Source organism: Terribacillus saccharophilus (genome assembly GCF_046592595.1).
In the GTDB taxonomy this organism is placed as follows: domain Bacteria; phylum Bacillota; class Bacilli; order Bacillales; family Amphibacillaceae; genus Terribacillus; species Terribacillus saccharophilus_C.
Map to the genome: position 1 here is coordinate 82,211 of NZ_JAWVPF010000001.1, position 25,633 is coordinate 107,843.

The following is a 25,633-nucleotide window of genomic DNA, read 5'->3' on the forward strand; positions in this document are numbered from 1 at the left end:
TGTTCATATGATTTATTCAGATATTGAAGCTTTATTGGAACAAGCTATTAAAAAAGATTTAATTAAAGAACGAGATACCATCTATGTACGCAACCAGGTGATGCATTTACTGAAGATGACAACATACCCGGCACATAAGATTCTAACAAGCTCCGGTTCGATACCGGATTTGGTAGAACGAATCATCGATTATGCCGTGAAGGAAGATATTATAGATAACATTCTGGATGAAAAGGAGATGCTTGCTGCATCATTGATGAATTGCTTTATGCCTCTCCCATCTACTGTACAAACATTATTTGACAGCCATTACGAGAAATCACCGGAGCAGGCAACTGATTACTTTTATAATCTCAGCAAGAACAGCAATTACATCCAGATGAACCGTATCAAGAAGAACATTTCGTATAAAACACAAACAAAATACGGCGAAATGGATATTACGATCAACTTGTCCAAGCCAGAAAAAGACCCTGAACAAATCAAACGCGAGCGGATGACGAAACAGGATAACTCCTACCCTCTTTGTGTGCTCTGCAAAGAAAATGAAGGTTATACTGGCAGAATTGGTTATCCTGCACGTTCCAACCACCGCGTGATTGAATTGTCATTAGGAGAGGAAAATTGGTTTTTCCAATATTCCCCTTATGTATATTATGATGAACACAGTATTGTACTCTCAGAAGAACATCGGGATATGAAAATTAATGCAGATACTTTCCGCAGACTACTGGAATTTGTGGAGAAATTCCCACATTATTTCATCGGCTCAAACGCGGATTTGCCAATTGTAGGAGGTTCCATTCTCTCCCATGATCATTATCAAGCTGGTCGCTATACCTTTGCCATGACGAATGCGGAAGAACGCTATACCTTCCCGATTCATGCACATCCAGATGTAAGAGCCGCTGTGCTCAATTGGCCGCTGACAGTCTTCCGGCTCCAAGCAGATGATCAAAACAAACTTGTCTCAGCAGCAGCAAGCATCCTTGCCTTCTGGCGTGATTACGATGACAAAGATGCGGCCATTCTGTCTTATTCAGATGACATGCCGCATAATACAATCACTCCGATTGCAAGAATGCGCGATGAACTGTATGAAATGGATCTTGTACTTCGCAATAATCGTACGACAGCTACACATCCATTAGGTATCTTTCACCCGCATGCAGATGTACATCACATCAAAAAAGAAAATATCGGGTTGATTGAAGTAATGGGTCTTGCTGTATTGCCGCCGCGCTTGGAAACCGAGCTGCAAACCATTTATAAGTTCCTCACCGGGAAAGCAGACGAAGTAGACTCTTTACATGAGGAATGGGCCCGTGAACTGCGTGCGAAACACGGCTTCCTTCATAACGAACAATATGCAAAAGAGGTTGTACAAAAAGAACTTGGCTTAAAATTTGTACGTGTATTAGAGGATGCTGGTGTCTTCAAGGACGACAAGGCTTTTCAGCGCTTTATCACAAAACTCAATCAGAAAGTGGTGTCTTGATGATCGAAAAGACTGCGCTCCAAGATGGATGGGAATTGTACACTGTCACGAATAAGAAAGGGATGCGACTCGAGGTATTGAACTATGGAGGCATTATTACATCCTTAGAAGTCCCTGATAAAGACGGAAACTTGGAAAATACCGTATTGGGTTACCTAAATATTCAAGATTATGAAGATAATCCCAACTATTTCGGTGCTTTAATCGGCCGGGTAGCCGGGCGGATAAAAGATTCAAAGTTCGAATTGGATAACGAGACATTTCGACTTGAAGCAAACGAAGGAAAACACCATTTACATGGCGGTCCCGCGGGATTTCACCAAGTAATTTGGGAAGTAGAACCTTTTAAGGAGAATAACATAAACGGCCTTCGACTTTCGCACACAAGCAAGGATGGCGAAGGCGGCTATCCAGGCAATCTGACGGTGAATGTCACCTACACCCTCACTGATGACAATACACTGGCAATTCTTTATGAAGCAGCAGCGGACAAAGCAACTCCTGTCACGCTGACAAACCATACGTACTTCAATCTCAGCGGCAGCCTGAAAAGAACCGTAGCGTCGCAGCAGGCAATGGTTGCAAGCGACCAGTACACAGAGCTGGATGGAGAGCTGATTTCTACTGGCAGACTGCTGGATACAGCTGCTACCCCATTTGATTTGCGATCATTCAGACCGTTGCAGGAAGTATTCAGCTCGTCGCATGATCAGCTTCGTATTGCCGGAGGAGGAATCGATCATTATTTCTTGTTCTCAGACAATGAAAAACCCCAAGCTGGACTTTATGATCCAGAAAGCGGACGGTTGATGACTATAGAATCTAACCAGCCCGGCCTTGTTTTATACACTGGTAATGGCCTGGATGATTCATTGGAACTAAAAGAACGAAAGTCGGAAAAGCACTTGGGAATTTGCTTTGAGACACAGGCATTCCCTGCAGGACTGCATCAAGAAGGGTTTCCGGAGCTCATCCTGAAACCAGACGAAACGTATCGAAAAGAAACTTCATTCTCTTTTTCTACTAAATAAAATAATTATGTAACAGCCAGTCATTGTGATTGGCTGTTTTTTTATGCTGAACTACCCATACATAACATATTTCTCCAATAGGAACTTCATACTATCCACCCTCCAGAAAAGTAAAATATTCCTAGATGAAGTGTTTCACAAAAAGTACTAATCTATCAATTTTACCAAATTATAGGTATATCTTTTGAAAATAAAGTTATAGAGGCTTATTGTATCGTCTAATGTTACAGAAAAGTTACACAATGTAACAATTTCCGCGGGTTTAGTACAAGGTACTGACACTACTGAAAATATGTAAGTGCAGAAATTGTTGCCAGTCGTTTCTTACTGCTTCTGCCAATTCACTTTGAAAAGAGGTTAAAGGATGAGCAAACGAAAAGATTATGATCACAAAAAGAACATGCAACGGAAAAACAAACTGCGAATGGCCAAGCGATCCTCTGCTCTGCTTGCCGCAGCAGCAATCGTTGTGACGCCTTATGTATACGATTCTGAACAGAAGACCCTCAGCAAATATACTGCTGAAGCCGCAAACATCGCTGTACTTGGCAACCAGACACTTGGTGCAACTTATCAGGATGGCGTTCTGACTCTCAGACTTCGCGGTAATCAGTTAGCTAATATAGGTGTATTAAACAACTACTCCCCTAACTTCCAATTGCCAGCTGAACTTTCTAGTCTGCTGCAGAACCCTAATATACGCAGTCAGACGACTATCAGCTACTCTATCCCCTATGCAGGTGTAGGCGGAATTGCTTTAAATAATACTGGATCTGTAACAGGTAGCCGACTGACAGTCAACACAGCCACCAACTCGATTGGTACAAACATTCAGCATACGCTTGGTGTCGCTGTATCAAGCCCAACTACTTTCACTGCCCGTATCAATCTAGCAAACTTAGGTATTACAGAATTGCCCACAGCTTCCGATGGCAGATTGGATTTCAGGGCCATAGCTACAGATACACTTATCGCAAACGTAGACTTGCTGAATAGCCAAGGTACATCTACATACATATCAACAGGTGTATCTGATACGCAGCCACCAGCAGCTCCAGTCCTTAATGCAGTCGACAGTGACGATACAACTCTATCGGGTACAGCGGAAGCAAACAGCACCATTAATATCACACTGCCCGACGGTTCAACTGCAACTGCAACCACAGATGCAAATGGAAACTGGTCGACTGCTATTCCAGCTCAGCAGCCTGGCGGAACCATTTCCGCTACTGCGACGGATGCAGCTGGCAACAGAAGTGCAGCAGGAACCAGCACTGTTACGAATGCAGATACAGAAGCACCTGCTGCTCCCGTCATAAACCCAGTAGACAGTGAGGATACGACCGTATCCGGTACTGCAGAAGCAGGTTCAACCATTACGTTGACCCTCGGAGATGGCTCCACAGCTGAAGCAGTTACGGATGACGCTGGCAACTGGTCGGCAGATATCCCGGCACAAGCTGCTGACTCCACCATTACAGCTGTAGCAACAGATGATGCCGGAAATGATAGTGACTCTTCCAGTGTGACTGTAACCGATGGTGATACAGAAGCACCTGCTGCTCCGGAAATCGCTCCGATCGACAGTGATGATACGACAATATCCGGTACAGCGGAAGCGGGATCTGCTATCACTATCACTCTTGAAGATGGGACCACTGTTGAAACAGAGACAGACGAAAATGGAAACTGGTCCGCAGACATACCTGAACAGGAAGCGGATAGCGCTATTTCTGTTACGGCTACCGACGCAGCCGGGAACCAAAGTGATCCCGGTACCGTCACTGTGACAAATGCAGGCGGCGGTGCTGATACGGAGCCTCCAGATGCTCCCGTTATTGCTCCAGTCACTGATGAAGATACGACTTTATCCGGTTCAGCAGAAGCAAATGCAGACATTATTGTCACACTTCCTGACGGTACCACTGCCGAAACTACTGCGGATGGGGATGGCAATTGGACAGTAGATATTCCTGTACAAGCTTCAGATAGCGAGATAACAGCAATTGCCATCGATGAAGCCGGGAACGAAAGTGAGAATGGAATTGTCACCGTTACGGATGCAGATTCCGAAGCCCCCGCTGCTCCGGAAATCAATCCTGTCGATAGCGATGATACATCCCTTTCCGGTACTGCCGAAGCCAATGCGGACATCATCGTAACGCTTCCTGACGGATCTACTGTCGAGACAACTGCGGATGCTGATGGCAACTGGACAGTAGATATTCCTGCACAAGCTGCTGAAAGTGAAATTACAGCAGTCGCTGTGGATGAAGTTGGAAACGAAAGTGACGCTGGTTCAGTTACAGTAGCTGATGCAGATGCCGATACCGAGGCACCTGCTGCTCCGGAAGTGAATCCAGTCGATAGCGATGATACTAGTCTTTCAGGTACAGCGGAACCAAATACCGATATCACAGTTACACTTCCGGATGGCTCAGTTGTTGAAACAGCTGCGGATGCTGATGGCAGCTGGACTATCGACATCCCAGCTCAAGAAACGGGCAGTGTAATTTCTGTTACTGCTACAGACGAAGCTGGCAATGAAAGTGACGCCGGATCTGTCACAATAACGAATGCTGATACAGAAGCACCGGTCGCTCCGGAAGTCGACCCAGTCGATAGCGACGATACATCTGTTTCCGGTACAGCGGAACCGAATTCCGATATCGAATTGACATTCTCCGATGGCACTACTGTGGAAACGCGAACGGATGCAGACGGCAACTGGTCTGTTGAGATTCCTCCACAAGAGCCCGGCAGCGAAATCTCGGTCGTTGCAATCGACGATGCAGGTAATCGAAGTAATGCTAGCACAGTCGTAGTCATCAACTATGATTCGACTCCGCCAGCTGCTCCGGAAATCAATCCTGTCAATAGTGCCGACACCACTCTTACAGGTACAGCAGAACCAAACGCGGATATAGTGATTTCACTCCCGGATGGATCTGAAGTTGATACAACTGCGGATGCTGATGGCAACTGGTCTGTTGATATCCCGGCTCAAGATCCCGGCGGTGAGATTTCCGCTATTGCTATCGATGAGGCTGGCAACCAAAGCGGCGCTGGTACGGTAACTGTCACAAACGCTGATACGACTGCTCCGGATGCTCCGGCAATCACCCCTGTAGACAGTGACGACACTTCGCTCTCAGGAACAGCTGAAGCAAATACGGATATTATTGTCACCCTTCCTGATGGCACTGCCCTCAGAACAACAACTGATGCTGATGGCAACTGGTCTGTTGACATTCCCGTTCAAGATCCCGGCGCTGTACTTTCTGTTGTTGCAGTTGATGAAGCAAGGAATATAAGTGCCGCTAGCACAGTTAATGTAACGGATGCCGATACTACTGCTCCGGATGCTCCGGAAATCAATCCAGTCGATAGCGATGATACGACTCTTTCCGGTACTGCGGAAGCAAATGCTGATATTATTGTCACACTTCCTGGCGGATCTATCATCAGTACGACAGCGGACGATCAAGGCAACTGGGCAGTTGACATTCCGGTTCAAGATCCTGGTGCGGTACTCTCTGTTGTTGCAGTCGATGAGGCACGCAATATTAGTGGTGCGAGTACAGTCAGCGTAACGAATGCTGATACGGCTGCACCGGATGCTCCAGAGATTAACCCAGTTGATAGTGATGATACATTCCTTTCTGGTACTGCAGAAGCTAACGCTGATATCATTGTCACACTTCCTGATGGTTCCTCTATCAGTACAACAGCGGATGATCAAGGCAACTGGTCTGTATCTATTCCAACTCTAGATCCTGGTGCTGTACTTTCTGTTGTGGCAGTCGATGCAGCTAGAAATGTAAGTGACGCTAGTACGGTCAGCGTAACGAATGGTGATACGACGTCTCCGGATGCTCCGGAATTAGATCCGATCGACAGCGATGATACGTCACTTTCTGGTATCGCCGAAGCCAATGCCGATATCATCGTCACACTTCCTGATGGATCCACCATCGGTACGACAGCGGACGATCAAGGCAACTGGGCAGTCGATATCCCAGCTCAAGATCCTGGTGCGGTACTCTCTGTTGTGGCTGTCGATGAGGCACGCAACATTAGTGCTGCGAGTACAGTCAGCGTAACAAATGCTGATATTACCGCTCCGGATGCTCCAGAAATCAACCCAGTTGATAGCGACGATACGTCTCTTTCCGGTTCTGCGGAAGCTAACGCTGATATCCTTATCACGCTTCCAGACGGATCCACTATCAGTACGACAGCGAATGATCAAGGTAACTGGGCAGTTGACATCCCAGCTCAAGATCCTGGTGCTGTACTTTCTGTTGTGGCTGTCGACGAAGCACGGAATATAAGCAGCGCTAGTACGGTCGGCGTAACAAATGCTGATACTACTGCTCCGGACGCTCCCGTGGTCAATCCGGTCGATAGCGACGATACGTCTCTTTCCGGCACAGCTGAACCAGATGCAAGTATTATCGTCACTCTCCCTGATGGAACAGCTGTGAGAACAAATGCTGACGCTGATGGTAACTGGACAGTGGATATTCCAGCTCAAGATCCTGGTGCTGTACTTTCTGTTGCGGCAGTTGATGCAGCTCAAAACGCGAGCGGTCCCAGCACAGTCAGCGTAACAAATGCTGATACTACCGCTCCGGATGCTCCGGGAATCAATCCGGCAGACAGTGATGATACGTCCCTTTCCGGTACAGCAGAACCACTTGCCGATGTCATCGTGACACTTCCTGATGGATCAGCTCTAAATACAACTGCAGATGCAGATGGCAACTGGACTGTCGACATTCCAGCTCAAGATCCTGGCGCTGTACTCTCTGTTGTAGCGGTCGACGAGGCACGGAATATAAGTGGTGGTAGTACGATCACCATAACAAATGCCGACATCACCGCACCGGATGCTCCTGAAGTCGATCCGGCAGACAGTGATGATACATCACTTTCCGGTACAGCAGAACCAAATGCAGACATTGTCGTTACCCTGCCAAATGGATCAACTGTCAGAACAACTGCTGATGCTGACGGTAACTGGGAAGTGGATATTCCAGCTCAAGATCCTGGCGCTGTCCTTTCTGTGGTTGCGGTCGATGAGGCACGGAATGTCAGCGGCGCTGGCACAATTACCATAACAAATAGTGACACTACTGCTCCGGATGCTCCTGTGGTCAATCCGGCAGACAGTGATGATACGTCCCTTTCTGGTACTGCGGAAGCCAATGCAGAGATCATTGTTACCCTTCCGGATGGGCTCACCATCAGAACAACAGCCGATGAGCAAGGTGACTGGTCTGTTGAGATCCCAGCTCAAAACCCTGGCGCTGCACTTTCAGTAGTGGCAGTCGACGCAGCCCGAAACATCAGCGGCGCTAGCACGATTAACGTAACAAACGCTGACACCACCGCACCGGATGCTCCTGAAGTAAATCCTGTGGCTAGTGATGACACAACTCTTTCCGGTACTGCTGAAGCCAACGCTACTATCATTGTGACACTTCCAGACGGATCTAACGCAATTACAACAGCAGATGATGCAGGTGGCTGGTCAGTTGCTATTCCAGCTTTAAACACTGGGGATAATGTTTCTGTTGCAGCTGTTGATGCAGCTCGCAATATAAGTGACTCCAGCGTGGTTACCGTGGTGGCTGGAGAACTTGAAAATCCTGCTCCTCCAATAGTAGGACCGGTCACAGACGATGACAGCTTCATCTTCGGTCTTGCAGGATTCAGATCATACATTTTCATTTATCTTCCTGACGGTACAGTGGTTGAAACAAGGGCGGATGATCAAGGCCAATGGTCTGCTGAAATTCCGACACAGGAAGCGGGCAGTGAAATAAGCATCCTGGAGACTGACGAAAATGGAAATAGCAGCGAGCCAACCGTAATCACGGTTTCACCAGATACAGAAGCACCAGCAACACCTATCGCTTTGCCTTTATCCAACACAGACACTGCATTGTCCGGTATTGCAGAACCCGAAACTACCGTGGTAGTTTCACTGCCTGATGGTACACAGTTAGAAACTGTTACTGACGTTAACGGTAACTGGACGCTGGATATTCCGGCCCAAGAAGCAGGTGATGAACTTAGCGTTGTCTCTGTAGATGCAGCTGGCAACCAAAGCGCATCCCAAGTTGTGATAGTTACCGATAATATCCAGCCAGAAATTCCAACTGTAGATCCTGTGACAGATACCGATACTTCCCTTTCCGGTGATGCTGAACCAGATGCTGCAGTTGTCATTACACTTCCGGATGGCTCTGTTGCAGAAGCTCCTGTTGATGGGGATGGCAACTGGGAAGCAGAGATTCCGGCACAGGAATCTGGAGAAGAAATTACTGTCGTTGTAACAGATCCAGCCGGAAACGTAAGTAATCCTATTATCGTTCCAGTAGAGAATAGCGATACTGAAGCTCCTGATGCTCCAGCTGTGGATCCTGTGTCAGATGCAGATACTTCTCTTTCCGGCGATGCCGAGCCAGATGCTACAGTCGTCATTACATTGCCAGACGGTGCGACAGTCGAAGCACCTGTCGATGGAGAAGGTAATTGGGAAGCTGAAATTCCGGCACAAGGGCCTGGTGAGGAAATCACTGTTGTCGTAACTGATCCGGCTGGTAACATAAGTGATCCAGTTATCGTTCCAGTGGAAAACAGCGATATCGAAGCTCCGGACGTTCCGGCTGTAGATCCTGTGACAGACGAAGATACTTCTCTTTCCGGCGATGCTGAGCCAGATGCTACCGTTATCATCACACTCCCGGACGATGCTGTTGTAGAAGCTCCTGTTGATGGAGATGGCAACTGGGAAGCAGAGATCCCAGTCCAAGAAGCCGGAGATGAAATCACTGTCGTCGTAACCGATCCGGCTGGCAATTTGAGTGATCCGGTTATCGTTCCAGTGGAAAACAGCGATACCGAAGCTCCGGACGTTCCCGCTGTAGATCCTGTGACAGACGAAGATACTTCTCTTTCCGGCGGTGCCGAGCCAGATGCTACAGTCGTCATTACTCTTCCGGATGATTCTGTTATAGAAGCTCCTGTCGACGCAGATGGCAGTTGGGAAGCTGATATTCCGTCACAAGAGCCTGGCGATGAAATCACTCTCGTCATAGTCGATCCAGCTGGTAACATAAGTGAGCCTGTAGTCGTTCCTGTGGAAAGCAGCGACACTGATGCTCCGGAAGCTCCGGTTGTGGACCCAGTGACTGATGCCGATACTGCTCTTTCCGGTGATGGAGAAACTGGTTCTACAGTCGTTATTACGCTGCCAGATGGTACTACTAGTGAGACTCCTGTAAACGAAGATGGCAGTTGGGAAGCTGAAATCCCAGCGCAGGAGCCCGGCGATGAAATCATCGTTGTAGTAACCGATCCGGCTGGTAACGTTAGTAACCCTGTAGTTGTACCAGTGGAAAACAGCGACACTGATGCTCCGGACGTTCCGGTTGTAGATCCAGTGACTGATGCCGATACTGCTCTTTCCGGTGATGCCGAACCAGATGCTACAGTAGTTATCACGCTGCCGGATGGCTCTATTGTGGAAGCTCCTGTCGATAGCGACGGCAATTGGGAAGCTGTAATCCCAGTGCAAGAACCTGGTGATTTAATCACTGTCGTTGTAACCGATCCAGCTGGCAACATAAGTAATCCGGTTATTGTTCCGGTAGAAAACAGCGACACTGATGCTCCAGAGGTTCCGGTTGTAGATCCAGTGACTGATGCCGATACCGCTCTTTCCGGTGATGCCGAACCAGATTCTACGGTCGTTATTACACTTCCTGATGGTTCTTCAGTCGAAGCTCCTGTCGATAGCAATGGCAGCTGGGAAGCTGAAATCCCAGCGCAAGAACCTGGTGAGGAAATCACTGTCGTTGTAACTGATCCGGTTGGCAATGTAAGTAATCCGGTTATCGTTCCAGTTGAGAACAGCGACACAGATGCTCCGGGCGTTCCGGTTGTAGATCCAGTGACCGACGCGGATACTTCTCTTTCCGGTGATGCCGAACCAGATTCTACAGTCGTTATTACACTTCCTGATGGTTCCACGGTCGAAGCCCCTGTTGATGGGGATGGCAACTGGGAAGCTGAAATCCCAGTGCAAGAGCATGGTGATATAATCACTGTCGTTGTAAGAGATCCTGCTGGTAATGTGAGCAATCCTGTCATTGTTCCTGTGGAAAATAGTGACACTGAAGCTCCAGATGTTCCGATTGTGGATGCTGTTACAGAAAATGATGACACTATCTCCGGTGACGGTGAGCCTGGTTCTACTGTCGTTATCACGCTGCCTGATGACAATACTGTCGAAGCACCAGTCGATGAAGATGGAAATTGGGAAGCAGAAATCCCAGCGCTAGAACCTGGCGATGAAATCATCGTTGTCGTAACCGATCCAGCTGGTAACGTTAGTGACCCTGTAGTTGTGCCCGTGGAAAACGAAAACACGGACACACCGGCTCCTCCTTCCGTTGAGCCTGTCACAGAAGATGATGACACCATTTCTGGTGACGGAGAACCCGGTTCTACAGTCGTCATCACATTGCCAGATGGCACTACTGTGGAAACACCTATTGATGAAGACGGTAATTGGGAAGCAGAGATTCCATCTCAAGAGCCTGGCGATGAAGTCATTGTGGTCATCACAGATCCGGAAAATGGGGTAAGCGATCCTGTTATTGTTCCGATCGAAGAGGTCGAGACAGATATACCGGTTCCCCCTTCTGTCGATCCAATTGATGAAAATGATGACACAATTTCCGGTGATGGAGAGCCTGGTTCTACAGTTATTATCACGCTGCCTGATGGTACTACTGTTGAAACACCTGTAGACGAAGATGGCAATTGGGAAACAGATATACCTTCTCAAGAGCCTGGTGATGAAGTCGTTGTGGTCATCACAGATCCAGAGGGTAACGAAAGCGATCCTGCTGTTGTACCAGTTGAGGAGGGCGAAACAGATACATCCACTCCCCCTTCTGTCGACCCGATCGATGAAGAGGATGATACAATATCTGGAGGCGGTACACCTGGTTCCACGATCATCATTACATTGCCGGATGGCACAATCGTAGAAGTACCAGTCGACGAAGATGGCAGCTGGGAAACGGATATCCCAGCACTTGAGTCTGGTAATAACGTTACAGTTGTCGAAACTGATCCAGAGGGTAACGAAAGCAAACCTGCTCAAGTAACTGTCGGTTCCAATGAAGGGTCAACGTCCTCGGATGATAATGGTGAAGCTGGGGATGTTGGTGCGGCAATCGTTCCAGATGGATCTGTGAATGATGCATACGGCGGAAGTCAGCTGCCACAAACTTCCAATAATTTCTTTACATCTATTTTAATCAGTGCAGGAGCATTGATTGCAGGAGCGATTTCACTCGTCGCATCTCGCTTCAGAAGAAAGAATCAGTAAATAGTAACTCAGGAAGAGGAGCGGCTCATCCCTCCTCTTCCTAATACATAAAAGGGAGGATGCACAATGCAGCCAGAATTATATACAGCAAACAAAATCCGTACCCAATTGGATCTAGCAGAACAACAGTTGCATGCTCTGAAAGATACTATATCTCCTTCTGTACGAAACCATACCACCAACACTTATATCCTGTTCGCTTCCTTAGGAACATTTGATTCTCAGGCCGAAGTCATTTATTCTGGCCATCATCACTTCAATACCGCTGTTTCCGAATTACTGCGACGGATAGAAATGCACAGCCGGAAACGCTCCATCATCTTCCCCTGGATAAAAATCGATGCTGTAAGCCATGTGAAACCAATATCATTTCAATCACTTCAGGATGCAATTGCATCCTGTAAAACAAATTATTTCAGATATGGAGTAAGCTTCGATAAAGAATTCAACCTTGCCTTCTTGGAACAGGAAATCAACGGTAATACATTCATACAAGAGAATAGCAGCAGCGGACTAAAGAATTGGATTGAAAAAGCAGTGAACAACTACTTATTAAAGCGGGCATGGAACCGTCCTCTTAACCCTTTTCTGCTTTCACAATACCGTGATAGTACTGTCTTTCTTTTTGAAACGGTTTCGACATTTATAGGGCCGGAAGCAGTAATTCACTTACTGCATGGCAGCAGCAAGAATGGCATCCGTCCTATCAGGCACCTGGATCGCCATATAGATACGCTAATTAAATGTGCCACAAATCATCTCCGAGACCGTGTACAGCAGGACGGGAAATTTGACTATGGCATATATGCCGCCTCTTCAAAGTCAATTACATCGTACAATTTGATTAAACATGGCGATGCCATCCACTCCCTAGCTGAGGGCTATCACTGGAAAAAGACGTTACAGCAAGATGATCCAATCATGCCGCAACGGATGAAGGCAGCCTTGGATTATCTCTTGACATTCCGAGTAGAAAAAGATCGTGAAACTACCCTTATCGAGAAGGATTCAACAAATCAGCTGTACAGCCTAGGTGCCACTGCTGCCGCCGTTATAGCTATCGCCGACTACCAGTCTCAGACTGGAGATGAGCAATATCTGGAGGCAGCAGTAAAAATGGCTAAGGGCATGCTGACAATGCAAAATAGAAGCGGCAGTTTCCTGAATATCACCGCAAAACAGCATCAAGCTGGGTATGACGCAAAAGCTGTGTATGCCTTGCTGCGACTTTACCAATTAGATCATCATCCTCTATGGCTTGAAAGAAGCAAGCTTGCGTTTGAACATTTTATTAATCGCAGAGTAAAGCCCGCACCGAATCACTGGCTCAGTTATGCTGTGTATGAAATGACCGGTATTATTCCAGATCGACGTTATTTTGCCATGAAATTGCAAAGCATCCAAAAAAGATTGGTAGCTATGAAGGGAAATACGAGCCCTTCTCCTACCCAATTACAGATACTGCTTTGCACGAGAAGATTGCTGGACAGAATGTATCACGCTCAATTAGGTCATCTTTTACGCGGATTTGATATGAAGTATTTAGAGGATACGATACATTCTCGCGCCGACCAGCAACGAACTGGATTCTTTTATCCTGAAATAGCAATGTATATGGAGAAACCTGATTCAGTTGTCGGGAGTTTCTTTAATCGACAGAATGGATTTCGTGTACGTATTGATGATCTGCAGCACAATATCAGTGCCTATTGTCTGTATGCTCAATATTACCTGACTGACCATCAAGGCCAGTCACTGATTCCTTCCTGAGGAGGTGTGCTGATGCTGAAGTTCCTAGGCTATACCCTTTTATTAATTGGAGCTATTGTTCTTGTTATAACTGGATATCAATTCTATCAAACGCAAGCAAAGAGCGATAAACTCTTGGAAGAAGCCAATGCCATGCTGGCTGAAGGGAAAAACGGCAATAACTCGGATGACACTCCTGATACCGGAAATATCACTCCTGAAGATGCTAGTTCATCTCAGGAGAGAAATAGTAACACTACAGATGTAAAAAACACAGGAACTCTTGATGAAGGTGAATTAGTAGGTATCCTGCGTATACCTTCCATTGAACTTGAGGTTCCTATTTCAGAAGGTACAGCTTCGCAGGAACTGAAATCAGGAGTCGGCCATGAACCTAGCTCCGGCTTGCCTGGTGACGGCAAACAGGTATTCCTTGCCGGGCATAATGATTCTACATTCAGGCGTGCAGGAGAACTGAAAAATGGCGATGAACTAATAATCGAAACCAATCAAGGATCATTCAGCTATATAATGTACGATCACGAGATCGTTCATGAGTCTGAAACCGATGTCATCACTCCTGGTGAAAGTGAATCACTGGTTCTGATGACTTGTTATCCTTTCACCGGAATAGGCTCGCCCACGGAACGTTATCTAATTTACGCAAAACCAAAATAAAAAGCACAGCCTATATGGCTGTGCTTTTTCACACAGGAGCAAACAAATCAATCAATTGCAGTGCTGCTGCCCCTATCGCAGTCGCATGCTTCCCATGTTTACTTATCATTATCTCAGTCTTAGCCGCTTGCTCCGTCAAAGCCCGGCTCGCAATCTCTTCTTTTAATGGAGCAAATAGGAAATCCGCACTCTCCATGACGCCTCCGCCAAGAATGATTCGATCTGGATTCAACAGATGAATTAAATTGATCAGACCTATGCCAAGTATCTGACCGGTTTTTTCCAGAATGACCCGTGCTTCTTCATCTCCGGCTCTTGCTGCTTGATAGACAGCTTCTCCACTCGCCATCTTTGCTCTTCGCGCGATAGACGGACCGCTGGCAAGCGTCTGCAGGCAGCCTCGGTTTCCACATGCACATTTTTCTCCATTTGGATCAATCGACATATGCCCCAGCTCACCAGCCAGCCCTGATGCTCCGTGAAAAAGCTTTCCTCCAATAATAATTCCCGCTCCGACTCCGCGTCCGATATTGACGGCTACCATACTATCCTGTATATCAAACCCACCGAACCATGATTCCCCAAGTGCCATTGCCCGAGCATCGTTATCCACTTTTACCGGAATGCTGAATTTATCTTCCAGCTGCTGCTTTATCGGTATATCATGTAACCCCAAGAGCGGAGCTACACGAGAAACACCAGTTTCCGAGTCCACGACGCCATGCATCGCTACTCCGATACCTATGATCTGCTCCGTTTGCATGCCATGCTTGTCAAGTAATTGCTGAATAGCTTGTTCGACTTGATGCAAAAACTCCCTATTGGTATGAACACGAAGCGGTTGAGAGACGATCCCAAGCATCTCTCCCGTAAGATTCGTCAGAATACAGTCGACCGTATCAGGACCAGCATCAACTCCGATGACAAAGAACTCATCCGTCTTGATATGAAGCATGGTAGGCTTACGGCCGCCGCTCGAGGAACCAAGCTTGTTTTCCTCCACCAGACCTTGTTCCATCAGTTCTTTGACGATGGTGCTGACTGTCGGAGGTGTCAGGCCAGTCTCCTTTGCAATATCCGCTCGTGATATTGGCGATGACATCCGGATCTTATTGAGAATCAAAGATCTATTCACTGTTTTCATTAATTGAAATGTGCCACGCTGCATATAAACCGCTCCACTATCAGTAGTAATTTCAGTAAATCCTCATTAGACAAATGCTTTCGCTAAGCATTTCTTTAGATCTCTATCTGTTTAATAACCTTAGCTGGATTTCCCCCAACTACTGTATTTGCCGGGACATCTTTCGTAACGACTGCACCTGATCCGATAACCGCATTATCTCCGATTGTAACACCGGGATTAATGACAGCGCGCCCGCCAATCCACACATTATTCCCGATTGTCACCGGCTTGCCCAATTCATAACCGGAATTACGTTCTACAGGATGCAAAGGATGCGTGGCAGTGTAAATATGTACACCTGGAGCAAGCATGCAATTATCTCCGATATGAATCTCACAAATATCGAGCATCACACAATCAAAATTTGCATAGAAGTTTTCCCCAAGATGGATATTGTACCCATAATCACAGCGAAAAGTCGGTTCGATGTAAGCCCTGCCTTTTGCTGAGCCAAGTATCTGCTGCAATAAATCTGCTCGCTCCGCATGCTCATAACTCGTTGTATCATTATATTTACGGATTAATTCCCGAATTTCCATGCGTCTGTCCGTCAGTTCTTTATCTGATGGTCGATAAAGTTCGCCTGCCACCATTTTCTCTCTTTCTGTCTTCCTCATTATCTTCTCCCCTTTCTGAAAACATCTCACTTTATGTATCTATTGTTATAAAACTCGTAAACACTGACCATACTGATTCTATTATATCGCAAAGGAGAATCACTATGTTTACTCGCCTCAAAGTTGCACTGCCTCTATTATTCATACTCATTGCACTTTTATTGATTTTGCCAGCCCAATCAGAGGCCAGCGCTTCTAATGCTGGACAGACGACTGCAAACCTCAACATTAGGGCCGCCCCTTCAACCGATGCTGCCATTATCGGTAAATTCCCAGCCGGGACTCAATTCGAATATATCGACAGAGGCGATGGTTGGGGACAGATCACCATTCAAAGCAAAACAGGTTATCTTAGCTTGGATTATGTTACTGCAGTGAATAAAGAAGCATCTGCTCCCGCCGAACCATCAAGCAGTCAGCCCGTGCAAAGAATTGTCATTGATCCTGGCCATGGCGGTAAAGACCCCGGGGCAATAGGCAATGATACGATGGAAAAATGGGTTGCACTGACTATTTCCGAAAAACTGCAGCATAGATTGCTTGCTAATGGGTATGACGTAAAAATGACGCGCAGTGAGGATAATTTCATTCCATTATCCGAACGAGCGAGTTTATCGAATAACTGGAAAGCAGATCTATTTGTAAGCGTCCATGCCAACAGTGCCACCTCTTCATCAGCAAAAGGATTGGAATCTTACTACTACGGAGCGAGCAGCAGCGGAAAACAGCTTGCTTCCAGTATCCAAACTGCATTAGTATCCAATACGGATAATGAGAACAGAGGTACACATAGCGCGGATTTTTACGTACTGCGCCATACATCCATGCCCGCTGTACTCGTTGAGACGGGATTTATCTCGAACCCCGCAGATGCTGTACTTCTTAACGATTCAAATTATCAAGATAAAGTGGCCAATTCCATCGCAGAAGGAATTACAAATTACGCAAGCTAAACGAAGGCTGCCGATCCGGCGGCTTTTTTACATAATATTCATACAATATCAATTAATATAATCGTATAATGAGAGGGAATAAGGGGTGGATTAGATCTTGAAATATTTCGTAGATTTTATTCTAGCTATCATACTTACCGGACTCTCCTATTATATCGGCAGCTTCCTATTACGGAATGGATTACCGATTTGGCAAGCTATGGTCATCGGCTTCTCCGTCGTCGCACTCGGAGCATTAACAGAAGCACTTGGTGCACCGATTTGGCTGATTGTACTTGTTCCTTTTCCAGTTGGCATGCTGTTATTGTATTTGTTTTTGCAGGTGCCTATCCATAATTGGTTCATCACTTATGCAGTTACCCTGGCTCTTTACACCTTGATGCATATCCCAATGAGCTACTACTTCCAATTTCATAGTTTGATTCCCGCTTGGAAGCTATCCTGATATACCGAAAGGAGACTGCACGAAGCAGTCTCCTTTTCTGTCATTTTTCTATTTTAAAGCCAGAAGATAATATCTAGATGCCTTTTCAAAATCATGATTTTCTGCGTAATATTTAGCCAACCCTTCGGAAAAATGACGCACGTTATTTTCATCTTCAATAGATTGGAAGTATGCAATGCCTTCCCGCCACACCACTTCGAAACTATCTTTATCGACATATTTTTTATGAAGCATAGCGAACATCCATTTATACACGTCTTCATCACGCTTCTTGCTTAAAGCAAATCCCTCAGCAAAATGTTCCATCGCACAATCTTTAAAGCCAAGCCTGAAACAGCATTCTGTTACATAATATAAGCTCTTCAAATAATATTCAGGGTGGTTGTACTGCATAGAATGTTCAAAATGCTCTATGGCCTTCTCAAGCTGATTTTGCTTGAAATACAGTACCCCAAGATTGTGATGAATATACATAGGCAGCTGCAATTCGGACTCGGATGCATCATGCTTCAAAGCAGCTATGAACAGCTCCTCCGCTTTTCGGAAGTCGGTCATATGCATATGGTTCAATCCTTGTAGAAGGCGGCATTTAGCCAGCTGTAATTCCTGCTTGTAACGAAGAGCAGCATCAATAGCTTTACTGGCATTCAAGACCGAGAAAGCAATCATTTTCATATAATAATACGTTATTGCCAATTTATAATAGAAATCAGAGACTTCCCGATGATCAATTAGCACCGATAAAAATGATTCTGCACGTTCAAATTCAACAATTGCCTCTTGAAGCTTGGTCTGCCGGTACAGCAGCAGCCCTTTGAAGAAATGGTAATAGTAAAGATTTTCGCCAGTGAGCACGAATGCATCAGCAGCCCCTTCGAGCAGCTTTTCTCCCTTATCCAGCTCACCTTTCAGCATCTGCAAGCGCGCATCGTACAGCATGCTTTTTGCAAGCAGCTTTTCATCGCGAATTACAGCTTCCTGTTCCGTTATTTCATTGCGGATTCTCTCAGCAGCACGGATCTGCTCTGATTTAATATTTTCATATAATGTCTCAAGCAGTTCATTAAATATTTCTGCTTTTTTCAAATCTGTCTGGTACATCGGCTCACCCTCTCTCTATTCATATGTGAATCATCGGTATATCTTAAGGTAATGTTTAGGAGATGAGAAAGAAAAAGATCCACCATTTGGTGAATCGGTTCATTTTAGTTTTTTTCCGTATATTCGATATGCTTTCTCGTATGGATAAAACGAATCTTTAAGCAATTCCCATCCGTTTTGTTCATAAAACCGGATAGCCCCAATATTATTCTCACGGGTTGTCAGGACAGCCGTCTTATTTGGCGCTGCAGTCAGCAGCCGATGAAGAAGAGCGGTACCGATTCCTGACCCGCGTACAGAGGGTGCTACCACTAGCTCCACTAATTCAAAGCAATCATCCAGCCAAGCCAGCTTAGCATTCTCCTGCAGTGCAGGACGCAGCAAGTCATGATAATGCTGCCCCGGTTTTGAAGTATAACCATACACTAAACCGACGATGCGATTCATTTCGTCCACCTTCACGAGGCCCTGATAACCTGGATACCTGCTGTGACGGACAAATCGCGGCGCAATATTGGCATAGCTAACTTGCCATGCTTCCTGGTAAAAAGCTGCGGCTGACTTAATCAGCACAGAATTCCCGGCGAGTTTCCTGATTCTCATCCCTTCACACGCCCCTGCTTCCTGTTTTTATCTATTATATAGAAAGCTGAGTCAATTTGCTGCCTGGCCCTGCAATGTTTCGGAACGCAAACTGTAGGATGAAACCTTTTTCTTCTGATATTTAAATACATCCACTCTGTCTGGATATGGATATACAAGAAAACGTCCTTGCTTTGTTTCTATCTCATACGGCATACCTTCAGGAGCTGGCGCGTAATAGTATTTTTCCAAGAAGTTCGCCTGATTGAATTGATCTATAATAAGCTGTGTTTCTTCTTCTGAAAGAGCCTTGCCATCACGTTTGACAGTTGCATCATAAGATAGCTTCGGATGCAGCTGGAATCTCTTTCCTACCTTGTCCACAACGCCACTCGGTGCAGATGCCGCTAAAACTTTAATCAAACTAGCCACAATTAATAAGACTATAAATACCCATGACAAATTTTTTCGCCTCGATTCCAAATAATCGTGCTTATGATAACACACTTTCAGCATGCCTTCCTCATCATTTTTGACAAGAAAATGACAGTTACGCCTTCCGTCCTATTTCATAAATTGGTTCTCAGAACTTATACTGGGAAAAGGAGGTAATATTAAATGAAAGCACCAAAAACATTAACGATGATCTCATTCATATTACTGGTTTCAATCTTTATCGCTAGCCTTCTCTTTACAATCACTTTGCCTCAAAACCAATCCATGGAACAGGCAGTGACCCGTTATCTTGAAAACGATCCCAAGTATCAAAGAACACTCGATTCTGATGAAACACCTGCTATCAGTTCGGATGAGATGGCAGCTGAAACAATGTCTGCGCTGCAAGTATTCCTTGCAATCCCTACCGTCTATATAGCCATAATTGCTATCGTTGTACTAATTGGCTATACCATCATTTCGAAAAGACCTAAAGGTGCTGCATTCACACTATTCAGCGCGGGAGTTTTATCTCTGGCAACAATTATTGTTCCTTTGCTTTTATTCCTTGCAGGAAGTATGCTCCGAAAAAAATCTGCATAAAAAAGTCTTCTCCGGCCTGGAGAAGACTTTTTCATATATTAGTTTCTAACTTTAGATATAACCAGTCCAAGCAGTCCACCAACGATGGAAGGAACTACCCAACCGAGACCTACCTCATAGAAAGGCAAGACTGTTTGGAAGAAATCATTCACTGCAGTTATCTGCAGACCTGCTTCATTGAAGCCATCAAAGATACTCACACAGAATGTCAGAACAAGGCTGCCAATGTATACTTCACGTTTTCCACCGAATAGCGGGTGCAGGAATGTAAGGAATACAAGACTGATCGTAATCGGATAAATAGCCATCAAAACTGGTACGGAAATTGAAATCAACTCTGTAAGGCCGATATTCGCTACTATCGCACTAAAGACAGATAGCACAATAGCAAATGTCTTATAGGAAATGCGCGGCATTAATTCATGGAAAAAGGTTGAGCAGGATGTGATTAATCCCACGCTTGTTGTAAGACAGGCAACTGTGATCATCAATCCAAGGAAAATGATTCCCCAAGAACCAAAGTAATAATCAGAAACATCAGCCAGAATCTCAGCGCCATTGCTCAAATAACCAAGCTCGCTGACACTGGATGCTCCCATAAAGGAAAGTGCTGTATAAATCACTGCCAGTACAACGGCTGCAAGAGCAGTTGCTAACAAGCAAACTTTCATGACCGAGCCTTTACTCGTTATCCCCTTATCTTTCAAAGCATTGACGATGATGATTCCGAACACACAAGCGACTAGTGCATCCAACGTCAGATAACCTTCTTGGAAACCTTTGAAGAACGCATTTGCCGTATACTCACTTTGTGGTGCATGGAATTTTCCGATCGGGAAGATAATAGCGACGATGACAAGTAAGCCTATAAAAGCAAGCTTGATCGGTGTCAGGAATTTCCCTATAACATCGATGATCTTAGTAGGGTTCAGCGATAACAAACACGTAATCGCAAAGAAAAGAACCGTAAACAGAATCAATGGAAACGGACCTGGATCAGCAGATAAAAAAGGCTTTAAACCGATCTCATAGGATACATTACCTGCGCGCGGTATTGCAAAGAACGGCCCAATTGCAAGATATAGAATGATAGTATAAATAATCCCAAAAACCGGGTGCACTCTGCTTGATAGTGACATAAGATCTCTTTCGCCAGAATAGACAAAGGCAATAATCCCAATAAGCGGCAAGCCTACACCTGTTACAAGGAACCCTGCATTGGCTATCCATATATTTTCACCAGCTTGCTGCCCAAGCATTGGCGGGAAAATTAAATTACCCGCACCAAAGAATAAAGCAAAGAGCATCAAACCGAGAATGACGGTAAATGAACCTGGTACTTTCTTTGACACAAAAAAACCTCCACTAACTATTCGAATAGTCTGATAAATAACAAAATATTGATGTGATCATAACTTTCGTCAGATTTTCTGACACAATACTGGTTAGTATAATACTGAATTGTGTAACATTCAAGCAGTTTCTGTTAGGAATTTTCTGCAAATATATGTATATCAAAATTATTCAGATAGATGCTTTCCGAATAAATTCATTCTCTATGACAGACGCTAAATATAAAACGGATCATGCTCATGGACTTTCCATTTATCCAAACGAACTTTTGGGATTCCGTTATTGGCATCCCGGCAACACTTGTTCTTACCCAAATTCTTAAAATGTTTATACTGTTACAAAGCAGTATGTGCCTACTGTCGCTATTCTAATCGGACTAGCGCTCTCGATTTTTTACAGTCATCCGCATGACTTGATTGCTGGTATGTTCATGGGTTATTTTTATGGCTATGCTGCAATTGGCAGCTGCTACAAAGACAACTTGGAGAGTTTTTCGCAGGGAGAAGCGGGATTTTTCATAAAAAGAACCTCACATTCTTTTACAAGAAATTGCTCAGACTGCCATTATCCATCGCACAAAAGATGCTGGCTTACTAATCAAATGTCTTATTTTTTTGAAAGGCTGGTTCAATAAAAAAGGCTGCTCTAGAGCAACCTTTTAATCATAGTAAGATGCATATTCGCTTCCTTCATAAATCTCTGCAGAACTGGCAGCCATCCATTCCTGGATCTCCAACTCGGGATGTCTTTCTAAATACTCAGAAAGAATCTTATAGCCTTCTTTATATCCGTAAACGGGCGGGAATGTTTCACTGCCAAACATGATTTCTTCCTTTACTGCCATGTTCTCATCATCCAAATGTTTTACTGCTTCCTGCCATAGTGCTTTATCATATTCATAGATTTCCCCGTCGAATTCTTTTGGATAAGCAACCTCTTCAAAGAACACAGCTTTTCCTTCGAATACAAGGTGCTCCAGCAATGTATTACCTTCAGCCACGGATGGAAACTGTTCAAAAAGGATACTATGATTGTATTCATGGGCCACTGTCGTTACCAGTGTGCTATCGTCCATTTCTGCGTTAACATAAATGGATATGTGCCCGGCTGAATAAGCAAAACCTAAGTAATCAACACTACTTACCTCTGTGGTCGGGAACACACAAACTGTCGTCCCCTCTTCACCCGGCAGGAGAGATGCCGAGTGAATCAGCGCTTCTTTTATTTGTTCTGTCACTTGCTCTTCGTCCATTTTCTCTGTTAGCATATCCAATTCAGCCATACGATTAAGGGCTGGTCTCTCTGCAAAAATTCCCTCACCATATGCATTATTCCTGGAAACACTATCTCCTAAGCAAACTTCCATCAACGGATCGACAAACGTTTCTGCATAAGTCTTGTAATTATCATTTTGCTCTGGGTCGCGCTTAACTTTGTCTATATAATTCTGTAAGTACTGATCTGTTCGTATGATATTGAATTCCTGATGTGTGTCTGGATGGGTAAATGTGGTTGTTACATCGTCCACTTCCACGATAGGAAGAGACTTCCGTTCGGTATTCTCCTCCGAAGTTTCCTGACTGCAGCCAACAAGTATCAAAATAAATAAACAGAACAGTGCTTTTTTCATTTTACCCTCCTGGTCATTTAGCGGCAGTTGAGAGGAAAATCATCTCCTCGACTGGTTTTCCAATCAAATACCCCTGCACTAATGTACAGTCGTTTTCTTTAAGGAATTGAAGCTGGTTTTGTTCTTCGACACCTTCTGCAATCACTTCCAAGTCAAGCTGCTTTGCCATCGCAAGGATTGTCTCGACCAGCACTTTATTATTGCGATTGTGCATCATGTCGTGCACAAATGCACGATCGATTTTCAGTGTATGAACGGGCAGACGCTGGATATATTGGAGGGAACTGTAGCCTGTCCCAAAATCATCAATACTGATACGGATGCCAAGCTGCTTAATATGACTCAGGATCGCAATCGCATAAGCATCACTAAACGGAATACTTTCGGTGATTTCCAACTCCAGATAAGCAGGATCCATTTCATATTCATGTAATGCATCCTCCAATTCCGTTAAGAAATCGGGATGAAGGAACTGATTGACAGAAATGTTGACAGCCAGGCTGATGGGTTCATACCCTTGTTCTTTCCAGCTTCGCCATTTCTGGCACACTTCCCGTATCATCCACCTGCCGAGCGGAATGATGAATCGTGATTCTTCCGCAAGCGGTATGAAGGTATCAGGATACAGCATCCCTCTTTTCGGATGCTGCCAGCGCATCAAGACTTCGGCTCCAGTCACAGCCTCGGCATCAATATGGTATAGAGGCTGAAAGTGAAGATGAAATTCCCCTCTCTCTAAGCCATATCGCATTTCCTTTTCCAGCTCGAGCTTTGATTGTTCCGCAGGATGAAGTGACTCATTGTACAAAAGCCATCGTTTTCCTGGGCTCTTCTTCGCGGCATACATTGCGATATCAGCTTTGATAGTCAATAATTCGACATCATCAGCATGCTCCGGATACAAACTGATACCGATACTGGCTGAAACAAACACTTCCTTTCCATGAATCAGGAATACTTGTTCAAGGGATTGAAGCAACTCACATACAATCCGGTCTATTTCAGTCGGTTCGGTTACGGGGAGCAGCACAAGGAATTCATCCCCGCCTTGGCGGAATGCTTTCGCTCCAGGGACGACACTTGCTTGCAGTCTTTCGGCTACCTGCCTTAGCAGCAAGTCACCAGCGCCGTGATTCATCGTGTCATTCACCCATTTGAATCGATCCATATCCAAAAAGAGCAAGGAAAAGCCGCCGTCAGCAGTCTTTACCCATTCTGAAGCTATCCGATCGAATTCACGACGGTTTGGGAGCCCTGTCAGCGGATCATGAGCAGCCAGGAATTCCGTTCGTTCGATGGAAGCTTCCAATTCCTTATTTTTTTGAAACAGCTCTTCTGTCCGCTCCAGTACCTTACCTTCCAGTTCAAGCATGAGTTTTCTGTTCTGGAACATCGTATGCATTTGTCGAAAGATGATAAGTAATGTAGAGACGATACAGCCGAATGCTATCAAATCGAATCCGTCGCCTCTGGCTACGATTAGTGCAAGTAAAACCAGGACGCTGACATTGGAGAACCATAGCCGTGCCGAAAATAAAGGCGTGTTTGCCGGAAGGGATTCCTGCCGGCTGAGTGTATGAAGGTCATCCGCAAAGAAAGCTGCACCGCCAATAACAAGTAAAGCTGCAGTCCCAAGCCAGTCGATGGGATGTCCTAAATAATACATATTTTGCGAGACCAAATACAAAAAGATGGTATCTGAGATCAAGAAAACCAAAAAGCCAACGTAGATACATGCTAATGCCTTTGACAAACGCTGATAACTGAGAGCATTGAATACACAAATCAAGAAAAAGAGCACAGTCAAATCGCCAGCTGGATGACTAATGCCGAAAAGCTGAATGATCAATCCTTCCTGGCTTAATTGAACCCAAGTTTGCTTCATCAAAAATTCCCAGCTTAAACAGGCGGCAGCAACGATGATGATCACCGCATCATAGACAACTTCATAAATGGTCACTTCGCCCGCTTTTTGTGTTATTAAGTATAGGAATGACAATAAACAGAAGATAATCGAAACATTCCAAAAAAAATCCGATGCTGCTATCAAAATGTCATACATTCCGATATAGAAGTTATAAAAATAAGAGCTCACTGTGGCCAATAGACAGCCTAGGAGCGTAAAGCATAGAAACAGCCAAAACCGCCGTACTTGCCGCTTGGCTGCTTGATAAGCACGAAAAGCCCAAAATGCCGGCAGACCGGAACCGATGATTGCAAAAAGACCAGAACCTAGCGCAAGAATCCGGGGTTCCTGGCGAAACAAAAATAAATAAACTGCAGAAAAAAGCAGGAATATAAAAACAAAGGTAGTATATGCTTTGATGTTTCTCTCTTTTGTTCTTTCCAACAGCAGCCTT

The 25,633-nt window shown here is 45.2% G+C and carries 16 protein-coding genes and 1 pseudogene; 9 read left to right on the forward strand and 8 right to left on the reverse strand.

Annotation, left to right across the window (positions count from 1 at the left end; translation table 11 throughout):
* The first annotated feature begins 7 nt into the window (after positions 1-7).
* The 5 genes from SFC25_RS00370 (at position 8) to SFC25_RS00390 (ending at position 14,368) form a co-directional block, all read left to right on the forward strand.
* Positions 8-1,498 carry a UDP-glucose--hexose-1-phosphate uridylyltransferase gene (locus SFC25_RS00370; protein ID WP_411213314.1) on the forward strand — a complete coding sequence of 497 codons (1,491 nt, stop codon included), beginning with the start codon at positions 8-10 and terminating at the stop codon, positions 1,496-1,498.
* Entirely contained in the window at positions 1,498-2,529 is a 1,032-nt protein-coding gene (locus SFC25_RS00375; protein WP_411213315.1) for an aldose epimerase family protein, read from the forward strand. Before SFC25_RS00370 ends, SFC25_RS00375 begins: the two co-directional genes overlap by 1 nt.
* A 364-nt stretch (positions 2,530-2,893) precedes the next feature.
* Positions 2,894-11,941 carry an Ig-like domain-containing protein gene (locus SFC25_RS00380; RefSeq protein WP_411213317.1) on the forward strand — a complete coding sequence of 3,016 codons (9,048 nt, stop codon included), beginning with the start codon at positions 2,894-2,896 and terminating at the stop codon, positions 11,939-11,941.
* Between the two features lie 66 nt (positions 11,942-12,007).
* Positions 12,008-13,711, forward strand: a complete 1,704-nt coding sequence (locus SFC25_RS00385; protein WP_411213319.1) for a hypothetical protein — start codon at positions 12,008-12,010, stop codon at positions 13,709-13,711.
* Positions 13,712-13,723: 12 nt separating this feature from the next.
* The gene (locus SFC25_RS00390; protein WP_411213321.1) at positions 13,724-14,368 is read left to right on the forward strand and encodes a class D sortase; all 645 of its coding nucleotides are present in this window, start codon (positions 13,724-13,726) and stop codon (positions 14,366-14,368) included.
* Between the two features lie 28 nt (positions 14,369-14,396).
* On the opposite strand, the gene SFC25_RS00395 is transcribed toward SFC25_RS00390, so the two are convergent.
* A complete protein-coding gene (locus SFC25_RS00395; RefSeq protein ID WP_411213322.1) occupies positions 14,397-15,536 on the reverse strand; it encodes an ROK family transcriptional regulator in 1,140 nt (379 codons plus the stop codon).
* 71 nt (positions 15,537-15,607) lie between these two features.
* Positions 15,608-16,171, reverse strand: a complete 564-nt coding sequence (gene maa, locus SFC25_RS00400; RefSeq protein ID WP_411213323.1) for a maltose O-acetyltransferase — start codon at positions 16,169-16,171, stop codon at positions 15,608-15,610.
* Positions 16,172-16,275: 104 nt separating this feature from the next.
* On the opposite strand from maa, the gene SFC25_RS00405 reads away from it, so the two are divergent.
* Both SFC25_RS00405 and SFC25_RS00410 read left to right on the forward strand, forming a co-directional pair.
* On the forward strand, positions 16,276-17,124 hold the full coding sequence (locus SFC25_RS00405) for an N-acetylmuramoyl-L-alanine amidase family protein (protein ID WP_411213324.1): 849 nt from the start codon (positions 16,276-16,278) through the stop codon (positions 17,122-17,124).
* Between the two features lie 97 nt (positions 17,125-17,221).
* A complete protein-coding gene (locus tag SFC25_RS00410; protein WP_411213326.1) occupies positions 17,222-17,569 on the forward strand; it encodes a hypothetical protein in 348 nt (115 codons plus the stop codon).
* Positions 17,570-17,617: 48 nt separating this feature from the next.
* Here SFC25_RS00410 and SFC25_RS00415 read toward each other — a convergent pair whose 3' ends face one another.
* The 3 genes from SFC25_RS00415 to SFC25_RS00425 all read right to left on the reverse strand — a co-directional run bounded on the left by SFC25_RS00415 (position 17,618) and on the right by SFC25_RS00425 (position 19,714).
* A complete protein-coding gene (locus SFC25_RS00415) occupies positions 17,618-18,670 on the reverse strand; it encodes a tetratricopeptide repeat protein (protein WP_411213328.1) in 1,053 nt (350 codons plus the stop codon).
* Positions 18,671-18,769: 99 nt separating this feature from the next.
* Entirely contained in the window at positions 18,770-19,273 is a 504-nt protein-coding gene (locus tag SFC25_RS00420; RefSeq protein WP_411213329.1) for a GNAT family N-acetyltransferase, read from the reverse strand.
* Positions 19,274-19,324: 51 nt separating this feature from the next.
* Positions 19,325-19,714 carry a YfmQ family protein gene (locus SFC25_RS00425; protein ID WP_411213331.1) on the reverse strand — a complete coding sequence of 130 codons (390 nt, stop codon included), beginning with the start codon at positions 19,712-19,714 and terminating at the stop codon, positions 19,325-19,327.
* A gap of 156 nt (positions 19,715-19,870) precedes the next feature.
* On the opposite strand from SFC25_RS00425, the gene SFC25_RS00430 reads away from it, so the two are divergent.
* Complete coding sequence (locus tag SFC25_RS00430; RefSeq protein WP_411213333.1) at positions 19,871-20,290, forward strand: DUF4064 domain-containing protein; 420 nt, start codon at positions 19,871-19,873, stop codon at positions 20,288-20,290.
* Between the two features lie 38 nt (positions 20,291-20,328).
* Here SFC25_RS00430 and brnQ read toward each other — a convergent pair whose 3' ends face one another.
* The gene (gene brnQ / locus SFC25_RS00435; RefSeq protein WP_411213335.1) at positions 20,329-21,642 is read right to left on the reverse strand and encodes a branched-chain amino acid transport system II carrier protein; all 1,314 of its coding nucleotides are present in this window, start codon (positions 21,640-21,642) and stop codon (positions 20,329-20,331) included.
* A gap of 240 nt (positions 21,643-21,882) precedes the next feature.
* Between brnQ and SFC25_RS00440 the strand changes: the two are divergent.
* Positions 21,883-22,109, forward strand: a pseudogene (locus SFC25_RS00440) (hypothetical protein); the annotation flags it as partial.
* A gap of 192 nt (positions 22,110-22,301) precedes the next feature.
* On the opposite strand, the gene SFC25_RS00445 reads toward SFC25_RS00440, so the two are convergent.
* Together SFC25_RS00445 and SFC25_RS00450 are read right to left on the reverse strand one after the other, a co-directional pair.
* Positions 22,302-23,273: a DUF2268 domain-containing putative Zn-dependent protease gene (locus tag SFC25_RS00445; protein WP_411213337.1), complete on the reverse strand. Its 972-nt coding sequence runs from the start codon at positions 23,271-23,273 to the stop codon at positions 22,302-22,304.
* Between the two features lie 13 nt (positions 23,274-23,286).
* The gene (locus SFC25_RS00450; protein WP_411213339.1) at positions 23,287-25,623 is read right to left on the reverse strand and encodes an EAL domain-containing protein; all 2,337 of its coding nucleotides are present in this window, start codon (positions 25,621-25,623) and stop codon (positions 23,287-23,289) included.
* Positions 25,624-25,633 lie beyond the last annotated feature (10 nt).